This window comes from Prevotella illustrans (assembly GCF_017426725.1).
Taxonomy (GTDB): domain Bacteria; phylum Bacteroidota; class Bacteroidia; order Bacteroidales; family Bacteroidaceae; genus Prevotella; species Prevotella illustrans.
Genome location: NZ_JAERMS010000010.1, coordinates 23,376 through 40,236, shown reverse-complemented (window position 1 = coordinate 40,236; position 16,861 = coordinate 23,376). Strand labels below are relative to the sequence as shown.

Genomic DNA, 16,861 nt, shown 5'->3' with positions numbered 1-16,861 from the left:
AATGGGCATGCCACACGTCAATATCCGTCAGCGATGGAATTATAAAAGAACTTGTGGATTGATTTAATCATCCCTGCGTCGGCATTATCCGTTTCAGGTTCCATGGGTCTGTTCTCAGCATCCGCAATTGCGGTAGCACCCCTTTTCTGTTTTCATTTGTCTTCGAAAACATTGCAAAAGTAGTCATTCGTATTTAATTCCACAAACTTTTGGTGGAAAAACATCCTTTTAAGCAATAGTGTCCTAAATAATTTTTGTGAAAACGCATACAAAGTTGCATCAAATATAAATCTGTCAATCGTTTATGGGAGAGGGAGAGACGCACCGATGATGAAGTCTCCGGCTTCATCACTTGTAAGCCCATCCAATTATATTGATTCAGCGTATCCGTGATTTTTGTCAGAAAAAACTACCAGATTTTAACACTTCCGCAACATGTCATCTAAGTGCCGACATGGCGAAAAAGCCCTTCGCTTTGCCGATTTTTATGCTCTTTTATGCTCAAAGCTATGCTTTTATCGGCTCAAAGCACAGCGATTACGCCGTCAAAGCATAGCTTTTAGCCGATGAAAGGGTCGCGATTACAGCCTAAAAGCATAGCTATTAAGGGCGAAAAAGCGAAGAGAAAACACCCTTAAAAGTACAATGTATTGATAACCTGCGTTTTATAAACTTGCTCTACAATCGCTTATTTTCGTCCTTCTCTTTTCTTTTTCAAAATAATGCCACTTTTTTGATGGTATATGTAAAGATAATTCAGGGTGGGCAGATATCATCGATACCTGTAAACCTGTCCCCACTAATTTGAAAAATATTTAGGACACTATTGAAAGTAACTAACTGAAAATTTGGAAGATAATGAAAAAGTAAGTAACTTTGCACCGCTTTTCGGCGTAACCGCTTTCACGCAGATGAGTTGCGGGATATGTTGCGTTGGAACGACAAACAATATTTAATTATCAAAAAATGGATTTAATTAAAGTTGCTGAAGAAGCATTTGCAACCGGCAAACAGTTCCCGGCATTCAAGGCTGGTGATACAATTACTGTCGCTTACAAAATCGTCGAGGGTACCAAAGAGCGTATCCAGCTCTATCGGGGTGTTGTTATCAAGATCGCCGGTCACGGAGACAAGAAGCGCTTCACCGTTCGTAAGATGTCTGGTACCGTAGGTGTAGAGCGTATTTTCCCAATTGAATCGCCTAACATCGATTCTATCGAGGTTAACAAGCGTGGTAAAGTACGTCGTGCAAAACTCTACTATCTGCGTAAGCTTACCGGTAAAGCAGCACGCATTCAGGAGAAGCGCACTATTGCTTCAAACGATTAATCGTCTGTTACTTTTCGACAAGAAAGAAATAGAAGGGATACTGCTTTTTGCAATATCCCTTTTTATATTACTCACAATACACGCATAAGCCGGCAAAAGCAACTTCTATTTATGGCGATTAGCCCGTTGTTCACGGTATTTGGCCTTCTGCTTGGCTGAGCCACTACCATGCGCGCCGGTTATATACTTCTTCTTTTTGGCCTTTGTCTTAACTTTATCGTTCTTCGAGCCACCCTTGGGCGCTCCTCTAAAGACAATGCCACTTTCTAATATATCATCGAAACTATCAGACATATAATAATAATGTTCTATGGATTAATGATGGAACAAACGCACGTGAGTAAACGCCATCGCAATACCGTATTTGTCGCAGGTTTCGATAACATGATCGTCACGAACGCTGCCGCCGGCCTGGGCAATATACGCTACGCCGCTCTTGTGGGCACGCTCTATATTGTCGCCGAAGGGGAAGAACGCGTCCGAACCTAATGCGACATTCGTGTTCTGAGCAATCCAAGCTTTCTTCTCTTCACGTGTCAATGGCGCGGGCTGTTCGGTAAAGAACTGCTGCCAAACACCATCCTGCAACACATCTTCATACTCTTCGCTGATGTATATATTGATCGTATTGTCGCGATCGGCCCGACGAATATCTTTCTTGAACGGCAAATTCATCACTTTAGGACACTGACGCAACCACCATTCGTCGGCCTTGCTGCCTGCCAAACGCGTACAGTGAATACGGCTCTGCTGGCCTGCGCCGATGCCAATGGCCTGTCCGTCCTTCACGTAGCAAACCGAATTGCTCTGCGTATATTTCAATGTAATCAGCGCAATAATCAAATCACGCTTTGCCTCTGCGGTGAAAGTCTTGTTGGCTGTCGGAATATCTTCAAACAAAGCGTCATCATCAAGTTTCACTTCATTGCGTCCTTGCTCGAAGGTAATGCCAAAGACTTGCTTCTGTTCTATGGGATTTGGCTTATACTCAGGATCAATCTGTATGACATTATAGGCACCCTTGCGCTTGGCTTTCAATATTTCCAACGCTTCGAGCGTATATCCCGGCGCAATCACACCGTCACTAACCTCACGCTTAATCAGCAGGGCCGTAGCCTCATCGCAAATATCGCTCAACGCCACGAAGTCGCCATACGAACACATGCGGTCTGCTCCGCGTGCCCGAGCATAAGCACAAGCCAGAGGCGAAAGCTCAAAATCGACGTCGTCTACAAAATAAATCTGCTTCAAGGTGTCGCTCAGAGGTAGTCCGATGGCAGCTCCCGCCGGACTAACATGCTTAAAACTCGCGGCAGCCGGCAGGCCTGTGGCCTCTTTAAGTTCCTTGACCAGCTGCCATGCGTTCAACGCGTCCAGAAAATTGATATATCCCGGACGACCGCTGACAACCTCAATGGGCAACTCACCCTCGTCGATAAAGATTCGCGAAGGTTTCTGATTTGGATTACATCCATACTTTAATGCCAGTTCTTTCATAAATATATTTGAATTTATTTACTCTTTTTCGATGTTATGCTTCCATTCTTTCCAAGGGTCAATGTCACTTGCTGCAGATTCTTCTTGGCATGATCGAAGACTACAGCGGGATTTATACGCCGACCTTTAAAGGAGATTTCAAAATGCAAATGCTCTGTGGTGGCTCTTCCGGTGCGTCCTGTCAAGCCAATTACTTCGCCGGCTTTCACCTTTTGACCCACTTTGACAAAGTTTTTCGACTGATGGCTATAAAGCGTTTCAAAGCCATAGCGGTGCTTGATTCTAATGCAATTACCGTAGCCGTAATGAGGTCCGGACATCGTAACAATACCATCAAATGCCGCTACAATCCCATCGTTAGCCTTGGTCTTGATATCTACACCCGCATGACGGCGCTTGCCACCATACGGACTTATCACATGACCACCCGGAAGCGGATAAGCCCATCGCTCCTGATCCAATGCCGACAAATCCAACTTCAGCTGACTCGTATCCTCAAAAGAGTCGTCTACAATATCGGGCTCTTCTTCGGTCGACTCAACAGTCGAAATATCTACCAGTTGCCCTTTGCCTTTCTTGCACAACAAGGTGCGCTTCCGCAACTTATGGCTTTTGAATCCCAAGATCGTTTCGGGGTTAATGCGTCCGCCGTTTACCATGATGGCAAAGATTAATTTACCCTGATTGCCATCCGTTCCCACAACGGCAATGGTCTGCCCCGCTTTCACACGTTGGCCCACCTGCGCCATATTCTGCGCATTGTTGCTGTATACGGTTTCTAAACCATTATTATGACGAATAACGATTACGTTTCCAAAACCATCTACCTTGCGGGATAATCTGACAACACCATCAAACATGGCCTTGACTACGTCGCCCGAAGCCGTCGTAATCTCCAGTTGTGAGTTATTGTTGATTAATTTGGCCTTTCCTACGGGTAAGGGAAAGGAATATTCTTTATCGCTTAATATACTGAAATCAATATTAAACGCGTTAGAACGGGCAAACAAGCCCGGAGTTTCTATACTGATTTGCTGCTGCTCGGCTGCGGTAAACTGATTCTTTGTCTGGGCAAAGGCCAACGTCACCATAACGAAGAAGAGGCCTGACAAGAGAAACCGCATTCGGTGGTTCGTCTTAATTGTAGATGTCATAAGTTATAGAATTGGTCATTTTAGCATGATGGCCGTATAGATTCGCCCTGAATCTATGCCTAATTTTCTGGCCGAAAAATACTCATTTGATTGGTCATAAGTACACACTGACGACATTTGGATATGGTCTTCTTTCACGCCCGACTGCGTCAGTTGCAGTTGATTGCATCGCGGTAAGTCGATATGCCACTTTTCTTGCATGGTCGCAATCTCGTTCATATCGAAGCTGGCTTGGGCGAAAGCGTCGTACACTTCTTGTCCTACTTCAAAATTCTTCAGACTGATGCCGGGGCCTATGACCGCCTTTATGTCCGATGGGTTTGTACCAAAAGCCGCGTGCATGTCTGACAATGCCCGACATACTATCTTCGCCACCGTGCCACGCCATCCCGCATGTACGGCCGCAACGGCATGCTGTTTGGTGTCATAGAGCAAAACAGGGATGCAATCGGCGGTCGACACGCCAATACAAACGCCCTTTTGATTGGTCATCACGCCATCAACTTTATCCAAAAAAGCGGTCTTTTCTTGCTCGGACAACGCAAAAAAATCATTTGAAATCAACCGAACGTCCGTACCATGAACCTGATGAGGTATAATAAGATGAGTGGCGGCTATGCCCAGACGCTCAGCCATCAGTCTTCGATTGGTGAGAACGTCCTGTGCATTGTCGCCACTGAATTCATTCAAATTCAATTCACCATGGTTGCCTTTACTCACCCCACCCTTACGAGTCGTTGAGAAAGCCACCACTTCTTCGGCCATGTGATATGATGTTACGACCGGTTTATTCATATTCAAAGTCGTCAAGTTCCTCTACGTCTTCTACTTCTGCATCATCAATAAACTCTATTTCCACGTCAGCTCCTTCGGCGAGAAGTTCTTCCGAGAATCTCGACATGTCTTTATCTCTGTGCACAAGGGTATCTTCTGAGGTTATCTCTTGCAACTTATTGCTCTCGCTGTTCAGTTCCTTCCAGAGTATGTCCTTCAGTTCGGGTAATCCCTTGCCCGTTACCGACGAGATGAAAATAACCGGCAAATCATGAGGCAACGTTTCTTTCAGCATCTCAATGAGTTCGTCATCCAGCAAGTCACACTTGGTAATGGCCAACACCCTATGCTTATCCAACATTTCGGGATTAAACTGTTTCAACTCATTGAGCAGAATCTCATACTCTTTTTTAATGTCATCCGTATCTCCGGGTACCATAAAAAGCAGCAATGAGTTGCGCTCTATATGACGCAAGAAGCGCAGTCCTAAACCTTTTCCTTCGCTGGCTCCTTCGATAATACCGGGAATGTCGGCCATCACAAAGCTCTTCTGATCATGATAACCCACGATGCCTAATGACGGTTCCAGTGTTGTAAAAGGATAATTCGCGATCTTGGGTCGTGCGCTCGACAGCGAAGATAGCAATGTTGATTTACCTGCGTTGGGGAAACCTACCAATCCGACATCAGCCAACAGCTTCAGTTCCATGATGATAGTCATTTCCTGCATCGGCTCACCGGGCTGAGCATAGCGTGGCGCCTGGTTGGTAGATGTGCGAAACTGGAAATTGCCCAGGCCGCCTCGACCGCCTTTCAACAGCACCACCTCCTGGCCGTCGTACGTAATGTCGCAAACATATTTGCCCGTTTCGGCGTCGTAGACCACCGTTCCGCAAGGCACGTCGATATATTGATCCTTACCATCCGTACCGTGGCATTTATCTCGTCCACCGTTTCCGCCGTGCTCCGCAAAGACATGGCGTTGGTATTTCAGGTGCAACAATGTCCAATAATTATGATTGCCTCTGAGAATAATGCTTCCTCCACGTCCTCCGTCGCCTCCATCAGGACCGCCATTAGACTGATACTTCACATGACGCAGATGCATGGAGCCCCTACCGCCTTTACCGGAGCGGCAATATATCTTCACATAATCGACAAAGTTACTTTCCATATATAGGGAGAATTAGGAGGAATCATAACAGATAATGGGTGTTAATGAATAGTCTTTACAAACACGCTATTCACCAACACCCATCACTCAAAACCTATTTAAAGACTATCTATTACTTTACAAATACGATCGAAGATATCATCTACCGTGCCAAGACCTTCTACATGATAATGTACACCTTCGCCTCTATACCAGTCAATCAGTGGAGCTGTCTGCGTATGATAAACATTCAGACGCTTCTTGATCGTTTCTTCATTGTCGTCACTGCGTCCGCTTTCCTTCCCACGGTTGATCAGACGGGCCATCAATTCTTCTTCCGGCACAGAAAGTTCAATCATGGCGGCAATCTTATGATCGCGTTCTGCCAGCATTTTCTTCAAAGACTCAGCCTGCGGTGTGGTACGCGGGAAGCCGTCGAAGATAACTCCTTTATGATCCGTGCCAAAGCTGTCATAAACGTTAGCCAGGATATTTACCATCAAATCATCGGGAATCAATTGACCGTTGTCAATGTATCCTTTGGCAATCTTTCCTAATTCGGTACCGTTTTTAATCTCACTACGTAACACGTCGCCCGTAGAGATATGTCCCAAACCATACTTCTCAATCATTTTGTCGCTCTGTGTGCCTTTGCCGGCACCCGGAGCTCCGAAAATAACAATATTCTTCATCTCTTATTTGTAATATAAATCTATTCGTCCAATACGTAAATATCACGCAACTGACGACCCTGCTGGTCATAATCCAAGCCATAGCCCACAATGAAGTCGTTAGGAATTTCCATGGCGGCATACTCAATATTCAATGGTGTCTGAAGTTTGCCCGGCTTTACAAGCAACGAACAGATATGCACCGACTTAGGATTGCGTGTTCCCAGCGATTCTATCATTTGCTTCATTGTCGTACCTGTATCGATAATATCTTCTACGATAACCACGGTTCGATTGGTCAAGTCTTCATTCAGACCGATTACTTCTTTTATTTTACCTGTAGAAGTAGTACCTTGATAAGAAGCCAGCTTCACGAAAGAGATCTCACATGGAATCGTGATATTGCGCATAAGGTCGGCTGCAAAAATAAAAGAACCGTTCAACACAGCCAATAATAACGGATTCTTGCCTTCCATATCCTTATTGAGTTTTTCGGCTACAGCCTTCACACGTTGTTGGATTTCTTCTTCAGGTATAAACGTTCTGAACGTTTTATCCAAAATTTTAATTTTACGCATAGCTGGGAATTGTATAATTTGGTGCAAAAATACGAAAAAACTATGTAACGCCATTATCGTTTTGCATTAATTTTGTAAATTTGCAACCAATGAAGATTTTCACCGGTACTCAGATTCACGAGCTTGATAATTACACGATAGAGCACGAACCTATCGCCTCTATCGACTTGATGGAACGCGCTGCCAAAGCTCTTTCATTTGCGATTTGTGAGCAATGGCCAACAACGATGCCTGTTGTAGTCTTCGTCGGACCAGGCAACAATGGTGGTGACGCTTTGGCCGTAGCCAGACTGCTTGCCAACAAAGGCTACCAAGTGAGTGTTTACCTTTTTAATATTCACAATAAACTGTCACCGGATTGTGCCACTAATCGTCAGCGGGCCATAGACAGCCATCAGCTTCATAACTTCAACGAAATAACCCTCAACTTTGATCCACCCCATCTCGGCAAGGATACGCTCGTCGTAGATGGTCTTTTCGGTTCAGGACTCAACAAGCCCTTAGCCGGCGGCTTTGCTTCGCTCGTCAAGTATATCAACAATTCGCCTTGCAAAGTTGTAAGCATTGATATTCCTTCAGGCCTGATGACCGAAGATAACACCTATAATATTCAAGCCAATATCATCCAGGCTGACCTCACACTGACACTGCAACAAAAAAAACTGTCCATGCTCATGGCTGATAACCAGCAGTATGTCGGCCGACTGAAGGTGCTTGACATCCGGCTTTCTCCCGAGTATATTCGCCAAACCAAGGCTCATTACACGATTACAGAGGAAAACGACATCCGTTCTTTGCTGCGCACGCGAGGTGATTTTGTCCATAAAGGTGACATGGGATCGGCCATGCTCATCGCCGGCTGCTATGGAATGAGCGGTGCCGCCACCCTTTCCGCCCGTGCCTGTCTGCGTTCCGGAGCAGGCAAAGTGTATCTCCACACGCCTAAATGCAATTACTCCATTCTTCAGATGAACGTGCCCGAGGCTGTCATGAGTATTGACAAGGAAGAAACTTACTTCTCCCAACCCGTCAACACTGACGACATCGACGCGCTCGGAATCGGCCCCGGACTGGGCAAGAACGAAAACAGTGCCATCGCCATGATAGCCCAGATCCGTGGCTGTCAATGCCCGGTGGTACTCGATGCCGACGCGATCAACATCTTGGCCAACCACCGCGCCTGGATGCAACAATTGCCACAAGGCATAATCCTGACACCACACGCAGCCGAATTCGACCGACTCACAGGCACAGGAAGCAATAGTTGTTACGATAGACTGATGAAAGCCGGCGATATGGCACAACGTTTCAAGGCCTACATTCTTCTGAAAGGCCATTATTCCGCGCTCTGTCTACCCGACGGAGACATCATTTTCAATTCGACAGGCAACAGCGGCATGGCTACAGCCGGCTCAGGCGATGTGCTCACCGGTATAATCACCGGTTTGCTGGCCCGTGGATATCAGCAACGAGAGGCTTGTCTCTTAGGCATGTATCTGCATGGACTGGCCGGCGACATCGCAATTAAAGACTTGGGTAAAGAGAGTCTCATCGCAAGCGACCTCATTCAATTCTTGCCCAAGGCATTTCTACGCGTCAATGACTAACGGGACCTTTTCTACCCCATTAATCTATTTTCGAACATTAAGAAAACATCACCATCATAATTTATGAAAAAACTCATTATCGTTACACTCATGGCTGTCTACGGTCTCATACCGGCCATGTCACAGGAGCCCGTCAATGGCGCAACATATTTTTTGCCGAAGACCGCTGTCAAATTTAAATTGTTGATCGAAAAAAGTACATATACTCCCGGTGAAATGGCCAATTACGCCAGCCGTTACATGAAACTGAGCAACGTTGGTATGCAGCCGCAAACCCACTACCGCCTCGTTCAGATCAACTTTTATGCCGTTGGGTTGCCCGATTCTACCAAACAATTCACGGCATTGATTGATAAAAAACACAGTATTATCAATCTTGACCGTGACGAAAACGGTGTGCTCATGGCCGTCAACGACAAAGCTGCGAGAATAACACCGCAGCAGCCTTTCCGACCGGCTCCCAAAACAGCTCCGGACAATCCACGCGATTTCTTTACCGAAGATATCCTTGCCGCAGCTAACGAGCCACGCATGGCCGAACTCATCGCACAGGAAATCACCGACATTCGTGAAAGCCGCAACTTGCTCACACGTGGCGAAGCGGAGTTCATGCCCAAGGACGGTGAACAACTCAAAATTATGCTGGCCCAACTTGCCCGACAGGAGAAGGCCTTATTACAGGTATTCCAGGGTACGACTCAACTGGATACACTTGAACAAGAGGTTACTTTCATTCCACAAAAAGACGGTGAAAAGTCACTTGTGTTCCGTTTCTCAAAGCACTACGGCCTTGTCGATGCCGACGACCTGAGCGGTAAGCCCTACTTTGCCCAAGTAGAGGACCTCCACACCTTGCAGACCATTAAGCCCTTGATAGAGAATGACGGTAAAAAATCGAAAGATGACTGCGGCATCGCCGTAAACCTTCCCGGCAAAATCAAGATAACGCTTCTCAATGTTACCGAACCTCGTGCCTCTTTTGAGCTCTACGCCGCCCAGTTCGGTCGTGTAGAACCCCTCAGCGGTGAGCTTTTCGGTAAGAAATTCACCACCCACCTGCTGCTCGATTCTGTCACAGGCAACGTAAAGCGACTCGAAACGGAGCCGCTGGATAAGTAGAAAGTTTTTTTTAAAATATGACTTTAGGCCTGTATTTCTTCCGACATGTATTCGATACCTTGCAGGAATACTCGCTTTATAAGGGGAGTCGTGTAGGCATAAGGGATGAATTCAACGGAAGGGATAGGGTCGGTCATGAAGAAGTTGGCAACCTTTCCTCGCGTAATGGAACCGTAATCATCGCTCAATCCCATTGCGCAAGCGCCGTTAAGGGTGGCGGCATTGATGGCCTCGGCAGGCATCAGTCGCATCTTGATACAGGCAAGCGAGACGATGAACTTCATATCGCCGGATGGCGTGGAACCCGGATTGTAATCGCTGGCAAGGGCGAGCGGAAGTCCGCGGTCTATCATCTTGCGACCTAAAGCAAAGGGCATATTCAGGAAAAACGATGTTCCGGGAAGGGCTGTCGGCATGGTACGGCTATTTAGCAGCAGGTCAATTTCTTCCTCTGTCATACTCTCCAAGTGGTCCACGGACAACGCGTGATGTTGAACGCCAACTTCTACCCCACCCGATGAAGCCAATTCGTCGGCATGAATCTTGGGTCGCATGCCATAGACGGCACCCGCTTCGAGAATACGTGCGGTCTCTTCGGGGGTGAAGAATCCCGTGTCGCAGAACACGTCGATAAAGTCCGCCAACTTCTCAGCGCCCACAGCCGGTATCATTTCTTTGACGACCAGATCGACATAGTCGCCCTGTCTGCCCTTATAAGCACGCGACACAGCATGTGCGCCAAGGAAAGTCGAAACCACTTTCAGACGTGTCGTCTCCTTGATTCGACGGATGACACGGAGCATTTTCAGCTCGTCCGCGGTATTAAGGCCGTATCCGCTCTTTATTTCTATACAGCCTGTTCCCTTTCTAATCACTTCGTCCACCCGTCTTATGGCCTGCCGATAGAGCTCGTCTTCGCTCATCTCGTGAAGTCGATCGGCAGAGTTGAGAATACCACCGCCTCGTTGAGCGATCTCGGCATAGCTGAGTCCGCGAATCTTATCGACAAATTCCTGTTCGCGACTATCGGCATAGACGATGTGCGTATGAGAGTCGCACCATGACGGAAGTACGGCGGCCCCCTTCGCGTCGACAACCCGCACGTCGTCGGTGGGAGCAGGACAGTCGGCCATCTCTCCATAGTCGGCAAACCGGCCGTTCGCAATAGTGAGGTAAGCGTTGGCGATCATGTCGAGCCGTGCCATCTCCTCGCCTTTCAGACTGCGTTTCCCATCCTGTCCGACACCGGCAAGGAGTCCTATGTTTGTTACGAATAGTTTCTTCATATCATCATTTTCTTCTCATCCCTTCCCCTCTCACGCTGGAGAGGGGGAAGGGACAAGAGACTTATTTTCTTAAAAACTCTACCGATTTGGCTATATGCGGCGCCATAAACTCGTCGTTGTCGATGAAGGGAACTTCCTTGCGGTAAGCCTCATGAATGGCTTCGATGGCAGGAGAAGACTTCAACGGCCGACGGAACTCCAAGGCCTGGGCGGCATTGAACAACTCGATGGCCAACACACGCTCCGTATTCAGTACCACCTGATACAATTTTGTGGCCGCATTGGCACCCATACTGACATGATCTTCCTGCCCTTGCGACGAAGGAATACTGTCTACCGATGACGGCGTACACAGGGTTTTACTCTGACTGACGATAGAAGCCGCCGTGTATTGCGGTATCATGAAACCACTGTTTAGCCCGGGTTTGGCAACCAGGAAACTGGGAAGGTCGCGCGTTCCCGATACAAGTTTGTAGGTGCGACGTTCAGAAATGTTGCTAAGTTCGCACAGAGCGATGGCAAGAAAATCCATCGGTTGTGCGATAGGTTCGCCATGAAAGTTTCCCGCAGAGATAACAAGATCCTCGTCGGGGCATACCGTCGGATTGTCTGTGGCCGCATTCACCTCTATGTCGATCACGGTTTTCACGTAGGCAATGGTGTCTTTCGAGGCACCATGAACCTGCGGCATGCAACGGAAAGAGTAAGGATCCTGCACATTCACCTTGGGTTGTCTAATCAGTTCACTACCTTCCAGCAGTTCGGTAATCCGTGCGGCCGTCCTAATCTGTCCCTGATGAGGGCGCACGGCATGCACGGCATGGGTGAACGGCTCAATCCTACCATCGTAGGCTTCCAACGACATGGTGCCGATTTTGTCCGCCCAGTCGCTCAGACGCTCGCTTTGCAGGAGTGCCCACACGGCAAACGCGTTCATATTCTGCGTTCCGTTGAGCAAGGCAAGCCCTTCTTTAGAAACAAGTTGAATCGGTTGCCAATTCATTTTCTCCAGAATCTTCGCGCCGGAAACGATTTCCCCTTCGTATTCCACTTCTCCCATACCTATCAAAGGCAATGCTAAGTGGGCCAAAGGAACAAGGTCGCCCGACGCGCCCAAAGACCCTTGCATGTACACGATGGGATAAATGTCGTTGTTGAAAAAGTCTATCAATCGCTCTACGGTCTGCAACTGGCAACCTGAATAGCCATAGCTGAGCGACTGAGCCTTCAGCAACAGCATGATTTTTACAATCTCATTAGGCACCCGTTCGCCTACACCGCAGGCATGAGACATCATCAGATTCTTCTGTAACTGGGCCAGACGATCCTTGTCGATGGATATTTTGCAGAGTGAACCGAATCCTGTCGTCACACCATAAATCGGTTTGTCGGATTCTTTTATTTTGTTGTCGAGATATTCTCTACAACGAATGATGCGCTGTCGTGCGTCTTCCGATAGTTCGAGCTTTGTGCCATTCTTGATGATTTCCCCTATTTGTTCTATAGAAAGGTGCTTGGCACTGATTTGATGAATCTCGTCCATAGTTCTTATAAGTGATTTTTAGGATTATAAATTAAGGTTATTAAAATATTGTGTCGATGACTTCATCGTCTACGAGGTTCGGAAGGGTCACGCAAAGATTGGGCGTACGCTCCATTTCCCGGCGAATGGCGTCCATCGAGCCTGTGTTGCGAGCCCAGCTACGGCGAGCGATTCCGTTATTCACATCCCAGAGAAGCATCTGTCGGATGTGCCGCTCGGCGTCTTCACTGCCGTCTACCACCATTCCGAAACCACCATTAATGACCTCTCCCCAGCCTACGCCGCCACCATTATGGATAGACACCCACGTAGCGCCACGGAACGAATCGCCGATTACGTTCTGAATAGCCATGTCGGCACAGAACTGTGATCCATCGTAGATATTCGATGTTTCACGGAACGGAGAGTCCGTACCCGACACGTCGTGATGATCTCTGCCGAGTACAACAGGGCGCGAAATCTCACCTTTACGTATCGCTTCGTTGAACGCTAAGGCTATTTTTGTACGCCCTTCGGAGTCGGCGTAGAGGATACGGGCTTGCGAACCCACTACCAAATGATTCTTGCCGGCCTCCTTTATCCAGTGAATGTTGTCGTCGAGTTGGCCGATAATGTCGGGCGTAGCAGTCTTCCGAATCTCCTCCAGCACCTCTGTAGCGAGACGATCGGTAACTTCCAAGTCCTTCGGATCGCCCGAAGAGCATACCCAACGGAACGGGCCGAAACCGTAATCGAAGAACATCGGGCCCATAATATCCTGCACGTATGACGGATAAAGGAACGTTCCGTCGTCCTTAACGATGGCTGCTCCCGCACGACTTGACTCTAAAAGGAAAGCGTTTCCATAATCAAAGAAGTACATACCACGAGCCGTCAACCGGTTGATGGCAGCCACCTGACGGCGCAACGATTCCTGAACCTTCTCCTTGAACAGCGCCGGTTCTTCCGCCATCATGCGCTTAGACTCTTCCAACGTGAGGCCTACAGGATAATAACCGCCGGCCCACGGATTGTGGAGCGAGGTCTGATCACTGCCCAAGTCCACACGTATATTCTCCTCCGCCAGCCGTTCCCAAAGGTCAACCACGTTGCCCACGTATGCCATAGACACCGTGCGCTTCTCCTCAACAGCCTTCAACGCGGCCGGAATAAGTTCGTCGAGCGAAGTATGAAGCTCATCTACCCACCCTTGGTCGTAACGCTTTCGCGCTGCCAGTGGGTTGATTTCAGCGGTAATGCTGACCACTCCGGCGATGTTTCCGGCCTTGGGTTGCGCGCCCGACATCCCTCCCAGTCCGGAAGTGACGAAGAGCATGCCCTTGATACTGGTCTCACCGGCCTTCAGTCGTTTGCGCGCGGCATTCAGAACGGTAATCGTCGTGCCGTGAACGATGCCCTGCGGACCGATATACATGTATGAACCGGCTGTCATCTGGCCGTACTGACTGACCCCGAGGGCGTTGTAGCGTTCCCAGTCGTCGGGCTTCGAGTAGTTAGGAATGACCATTCCGTTGGTCACCACGACACGTGGCGCATTCCGATGGGAAGGAAACAGGCCGAGCGGATGGCCCGAATACATGACGAGTGTCTGCTCATCGGTCATATCACTCAGGTATTTCATCGTCAGGCGATACTGCGCCCAGTTCTGGAACACCGCGCCATTGCCGCCATAAGTAATCAGTTCGTGCGGATGTTGCGCCACTGCCTTATCGAGATTGTTCTGAATCATCATCATGATAGCAGCTGCCTGCCGCGACTGATGCGGATATTCGTCGATCGGACGGGCGTACATCTCATAGGTAGGACGGAAACGATACATATAGATACGACCATACAGGCGCAGTTCTTCGGCAAACTCTGGAGCCAACACTGCGTGAAACTTCTTAGGGAAATAGCGCAACGCGTTGCGAAGAGCCAGCTTCTTTTCTTCGGGCGTAAGTATATCCTTACGCTTGGGCGCATGATTGATGGTGGTATCATAGGCCTGTGGTTCTGGTAAAATCTCGGGAATGCCGGCACGGATGTCGGCTATAAAAGCATCTTTGTTCATATTTGTTTAGGTTTTAGTTCATTGAAGATGGGTATATGGTTATTTTATTTAGGGTGAAAGGAGGTTCTGGGGGAGATAAGGAGTATCTTTGGGGAGTTAAGGAGTTAAAGGGAGTTATCGCTCGCTACGCTCGCTGAGGAGTTAAGACAAATGTTTTCTGGTTGTAATGATTCTTATCTGTTACGAACGACCATATATAATATACTACCAAGCTATTGTCTTAACTCCCTTTAACTCCTTAACTCCTTAACTCCTTAACTCCTTTCTATATCTCCTTGATATAACTCCTTGATATAACTCCTTTCTACATCTCCTTTACTTCATAATTTAGCCTCAACTATCTTCATAATCTCGGCTTCTGCCGTGTTAGCTTGGGCTATCAGCGTATTCGCCTGACCAACCAACCGATCGGCAGTGGTTCTATCTTTCAGTCCGGCGGCGTTGATTTTTACGTTAAGTCCGGCTCCCAAGACGGCCGCACGGGCAGCCAAGACGCCCACTCCCGCATCGGAAACACTGTTGGGATTGCCTTCTTCGGCCATGGCACGGCAGAGTTCAAAGACTTTAAATGCGGCCTGCATCGTATGCAAAGGCACTTCCGTGGCAAACAAAGTGGCTTCCTGAATGGCAGCCGTGCGAGCAGCCTTCTCCTCGTCCGTACTCTTAGGTAGTCCGAAGGCCGCCATGATACGGTTGAAAGCCTCGGTGTCTTCATCAACGAGCACCATCAGTTCTGCCTGTATAGCCTGTCCGCGACCGGCCCATGTGCTGAACTCTTCCCATCGTGCGTCCCATCCGGCCTTGTGACTGGAGAGATTGGCGACCATTGTTCCGAGTGCGGCGCCGAGCGCGCCCATATAAGCCGATATGGTACCACCTCCCGGTGCCGGAGATTCACGTGATGTCTCGTCAGCAAAGCCTTTTACGGTCAGATCAATGAGTTTGACGGTCTTTTGTTCGTCCTCCAACAGATACTCTATAACCTTCTCGCGGGGGTTGAACGGTTTCAAGTCATCGAGCCCCATCGACTTGATGGCGATTTTCAAGATATCTTCTTCCGGGATACCCGTTGAGCGGTTCTGTTTTTTCAGGAAATAAATACCCGCCTCAAGGAGCGTCCGCTTCGGTATAAGACCCACAATTTCGGTGCCCGTCACACGTATGCCACGGTTCTGCGCGCAACGACATACCTCGTCAAAGGCCACATGGAGCGGTGTGACATTGATATCGGTGATGTTCATCGACACCTGCGCAATGCCGTATTCGTCGATAAACCATCCGATGGCTTTCGTACTTTTCAGCGTGCCGGGAATCATAATCGGATTTCCGTCGGCATCCTTCATCGGCTTGCCCACGGGCGAACCGCCCTCACGTTGTGGGCGTCCTTTCTCGCGCACGTCGAAAGCAATGGCATTGGCACGGCGTGTGGAAGTGGTATTAAGGTTGAAGTTGGTGGCAATCAGGAAGTCGCGCGCGCCAACGGCGGTGCAACCCGTTCGTGCCAGTTGCTCATCCCACGCACGGGCACCATAGTCGGGTGCTTCCGCTTGGGCTGTCATGCGCTCCGGAAGTCCCTCGTATTCACCTTTCCGACACACGGCAAGATTCTTTCTCTCGAGCGTTGCGGCGGCAGCCTCATAGCAATAGCAAGGCACTTTCAGCTCGGCAGCAATGCGTTCTGCCAACTGGCGGGCCAGCCGTGCGCATTCTTCGAGCGTGATTCCGGCCACGGGGATGAGCGGACATACGTCGGTAGCGCCCATACGGGGGTGGGCACCATGGTGCTGGCGCATGTCGATGAGCTGCGCCGCCTTCTTTACACAGCGGAAAGCGGCCTCAACCACCTGCTGCGGCTCACCTACAAAGGTAACAACGGTACGGTTTGTGGCCTCGCCCGGGTCAACGTCAAGCAGTTTGACACCTTTTACACGCTCTACTTCGTCGGTAATTTGCTTGATTACTTCTTTGTTGCGACCTTCACTGAAGTTAGGAACGCACTCAATAATTTGTTTTTCCTGGATCATATTTATCGTGGATATTAAATTTGAGGCGATTTAGATTTTCGGGCATAAATATACGAATAAGTTGCCAAAAGACAAA

Annotated in this window: 14 protein-coding genes and 1 riboswitch; of the genes, 3 read left to right on the top strand and 11 right to left on the bottom strand. The window is 48.5% G+C overall.

The window, feature by feature from the left end; translation table 11 throughout:
- Nucleotides 1-53: 53 nt before the first annotated feature.
- Nucleotides 54-153, bottom strand: a riboswitch (TPP riboswitch).
- An 813-nt stretch (nt 154-966) separates the two neighbouring features.
- Nucleotides 967-1,329: a 50S ribosomal protein L19 gene (gene rplS / locus JHU38_RS05020; protein ID WP_107581223.1), complete on the top strand. Its 363-nt coding sequence runs from the start codon at nt 967-969 to the stop codon at nt 1,327-1,329.
- A gap of 105 nt (nt 1,330-1,434) precedes the next feature.
- Here the strand turns inward: rplS and JHU38_RS05015 are convergent, their stop codons facing one another.
- From JHU38_RS05015 to hpt, 7 genes are all read right to left on the bottom strand, one after another.
- Nucleotides 1,435-1,623, bottom strand: coding sequence for a hypothetical protein (locus JHU38_RS05015; protein ID WP_107581224.1), 189 nt, complete (start codon nt 1,621-1,623; stop codon nt 1,435-1,437).
- Between the two features lie 21 nt (nt 1,624-1,644).
- Nucleotides 1,645-2,826, bottom strand: a complete 1,182-nt coding sequence (locus tag JHU38_RS05010; protein ID WP_107581225.1) for a phosphoribosylaminoimidazolecarboxamide formyltransferase — start codon at nt 2,824-2,826, stop codon at nt 1,645-1,647.
- Between the two features lie 14 nt (nt 2,827-2,840).
- The gene (locus tag JHU38_RS05005; protein WP_107581226.1) at nt 2,841-3,980 is read right to left on the bottom strand and encodes a M23 family metallopeptidase; all 1,140 of its coding nucleotides are present in this window, start codon (nt 3,978-3,980) and stop codon (nt 2,841-2,843) included.
- A gap of 15 nt (nt 3,981-3,995) precedes the next feature.
- Nucleotides 3,996-4,775 (bottom strand): peptidoglycan editing factor PgeF, encoded by a 780-nt coding sequence (pgeF, locus tag JHU38_RS05000; protein WP_107581227.1) that lies wholly within the window; start codon nt 4,773-4,775, stop codon nt 3,996-3,998.
- Nucleotides 4,768-5,928, bottom strand: coding sequence for a GTPase ObgE (gene obgE / locus JHU38_RS04995; protein ID WP_107581228.1), 1,161 nt, complete (start codon nt 5,926-5,928; stop codon nt 4,768-4,770). The genes pgeF and obgE overlap by 8 nt, the downstream gene beginning before the upstream one ends.
- 98 nt (nt 5,929-6,026) lie before the next feature.
- Nucleotides 6,027-6,599, bottom strand: a complete 573-nt coding sequence (locus tag JHU38_RS04990; protein ID WP_107581229.1) for an adenylate kinase — start codon at nt 6,597-6,599, stop codon at nt 6,027-6,029.
- Between the two features lie 20 nt (nt 6,600-6,619).
- A complete protein-coding gene (gene hpt, locus JHU38_RS04985) occupies nt 6,620-7,156 on the bottom strand; it encodes a hypoxanthine phosphoribosyltransferase (protein WP_107581230.1) in 537 nt (178 codons plus the stop codon).
- Nucleotides 7,157-7,245: 89 nt separating this feature from the next.
- On the opposite strand from hpt, the gene JHU38_RS04980 reads away from it, so the two are divergent.
- Nucleotides 7,246-8,763 (top strand): NAD(P)H-hydrate dehydratase, encoded by a 1,518-nt coding sequence (locus JHU38_RS04980; RefSeq protein WP_107581231.1) that lies wholly within the window; start codon nt 7,246-7,248, stop codon nt 8,761-8,763.
- Nucleotides 8,764-8,826: 63 nt separating this feature from the next.
- On the top strand, nt 8,827-9,882 hold the full coding sequence (locus tag JHU38_RS04975; protein WP_107581232.1) for a DUF4831 family protein: 1,056 nt from the start codon (nt 8,827-8,829) through the stop codon (nt 9,880-9,882).
- A 23-nt stretch (nt 9,883-9,905) separates the two neighbouring features.
- Here JHU38_RS04975 and hutI read toward each other — a convergent pair whose 3' ends face one another.
- The 4 genes from hutI to ftcD form a co-directional block, all read right to left on the bottom strand.
- Nucleotides 9,906-11,168 (bottom strand): imidazolonepropionase, encoded by a 1,263-nt coding sequence (gene hutI / locus JHU38_RS04970; protein ID WP_107581233.1) that lies wholly within the window; start codon nt 11,166-11,168, stop codon nt 9,906-9,908.
- 61 nt (nt 11,169-11,229) lie between these two features.
- Entirely contained in the window at nt 11,230-12,711 is a 1,482-nt protein-coding gene (gene hutH, locus JHU38_RS04965; protein ID WP_107581234.1) for a histidine ammonia-lyase, read from the bottom strand.
- A 40-nt stretch (nt 12,712-12,751) separates the two neighbouring features.
- Nucleotides 12,752-14,761, bottom strand: a complete 2,010-nt coding sequence (locus JHU38_RS04960; protein WP_107581235.1) for a urocanate hydratase — start codon at nt 14,759-14,761, stop codon at nt 12,752-12,754.
- 320 nt (nt 14,762-15,081) lie between these two features.
- Nucleotides 15,082-16,785 carry a glutamate formimidoyltransferase gene (gene ftcD / locus JHU38_RS04955; protein ID WP_107581236.1) on the bottom strand — a complete coding sequence of 568 codons (1,704 nt, stop codon included), beginning with the start codon at nt 16,783-16,785 and terminating at the stop codon, nt 15,082-15,084.
- Nucleotides 16,786-16,861 lie beyond the last annotated feature (76 nt).

Bases quoted from the DNA above. Each gene is read 5' to 3' on its own strand.
- rplS (WP_107581223.1), top strand. From the start codon at position 967: ATGGATTTAATTAAAGTTGCTGAAGAAGCATTTGCAACCGGCAAACAG.
- hutH (WP_107581234.1), bottom strand. From the start codon at position 12,711: ATGGACGAGATTCATCAAATCAGTGCCAAGCACCTTTCTATAGAACAA.
- JHU38_RS04975 (WP_107581232.1), top strand. From the start codon at position 8,827: ATGAAAAAACTCATTATCGTTACACTCATGGCTGTCTACGGTCTCATA.
- pgeF (WP_107581227.1), bottom strand. From the start codon at position 4,775: ATGAATAAACCGGTCGTAACATCATATCACATGGCCGAAGAAGTGGTG.
- hutI (WP_107581233.1), bottom strand. From the start codon at position 11,168: ATGAAGAAACTATTCGTAACAAACATAGGACTCCTTGCCGGTGTCGGA.
- JHU38_RS04960 (WP_107581235.1), bottom strand. From the start codon at position 14,761: ATGAACAAAGATGCTTTTATAGCCGACATCCGTGCCGGCATTCCCGAG.
- JHU38_RS05005 (WP_107581226.1), bottom strand. From the start codon at position 3,980: ATGACATCTACAATTAAGACGAACCACCGAATGCGGTTTCTCTTGTCA.
- JHU38_RS05010 (WP_107581225.1), bottom strand. From the start codon at position 2,826: ATGAAAGAACTGGCATTAAAGTATGGATGTAATCCAAATCAGAAACCT.
- JHU38_RS04990 (WP_107581229.1), bottom strand. From the start codon at position 6,599: ATGAAGAATATTGTTATTTTCGGAGCTCCGGGTGCCGGCAAAGGCACA.
- JHU38_RS05015 (WP_107581224.1), bottom strand. From the start codon at position 1,623: ATGTCTGATAGTTTCGATGATATATTAGAAAGTGGCATTGTCTTTAGA.
- obgE (WP_107581228.1), bottom strand. From the start codon at position 5,928: ATGGAAAGTAACTTTGTCGATTATGTGAAGATATATTGCCGCTCCGGT.
- ftcD (WP_107581236.1), bottom strand. From the start codon at position 16,785: ATGATCCAGGAAAAACAAATTATTGAGTGCGTTCCTAACTTCAGTGAA.
- JHU38_RS04980 (WP_107581231.1), top strand. From the start codon at position 7,246: ATGAAGATTTTCACCGGTACTCAGATTCACGAGCTTGATAATTACACG.
- hpt (WP_107581230.1), bottom strand. From the start codon at position 7,156: ATGCGTAAAATTAAAATTTTGGATAAAACGTTCAGAACGTTTATACCT.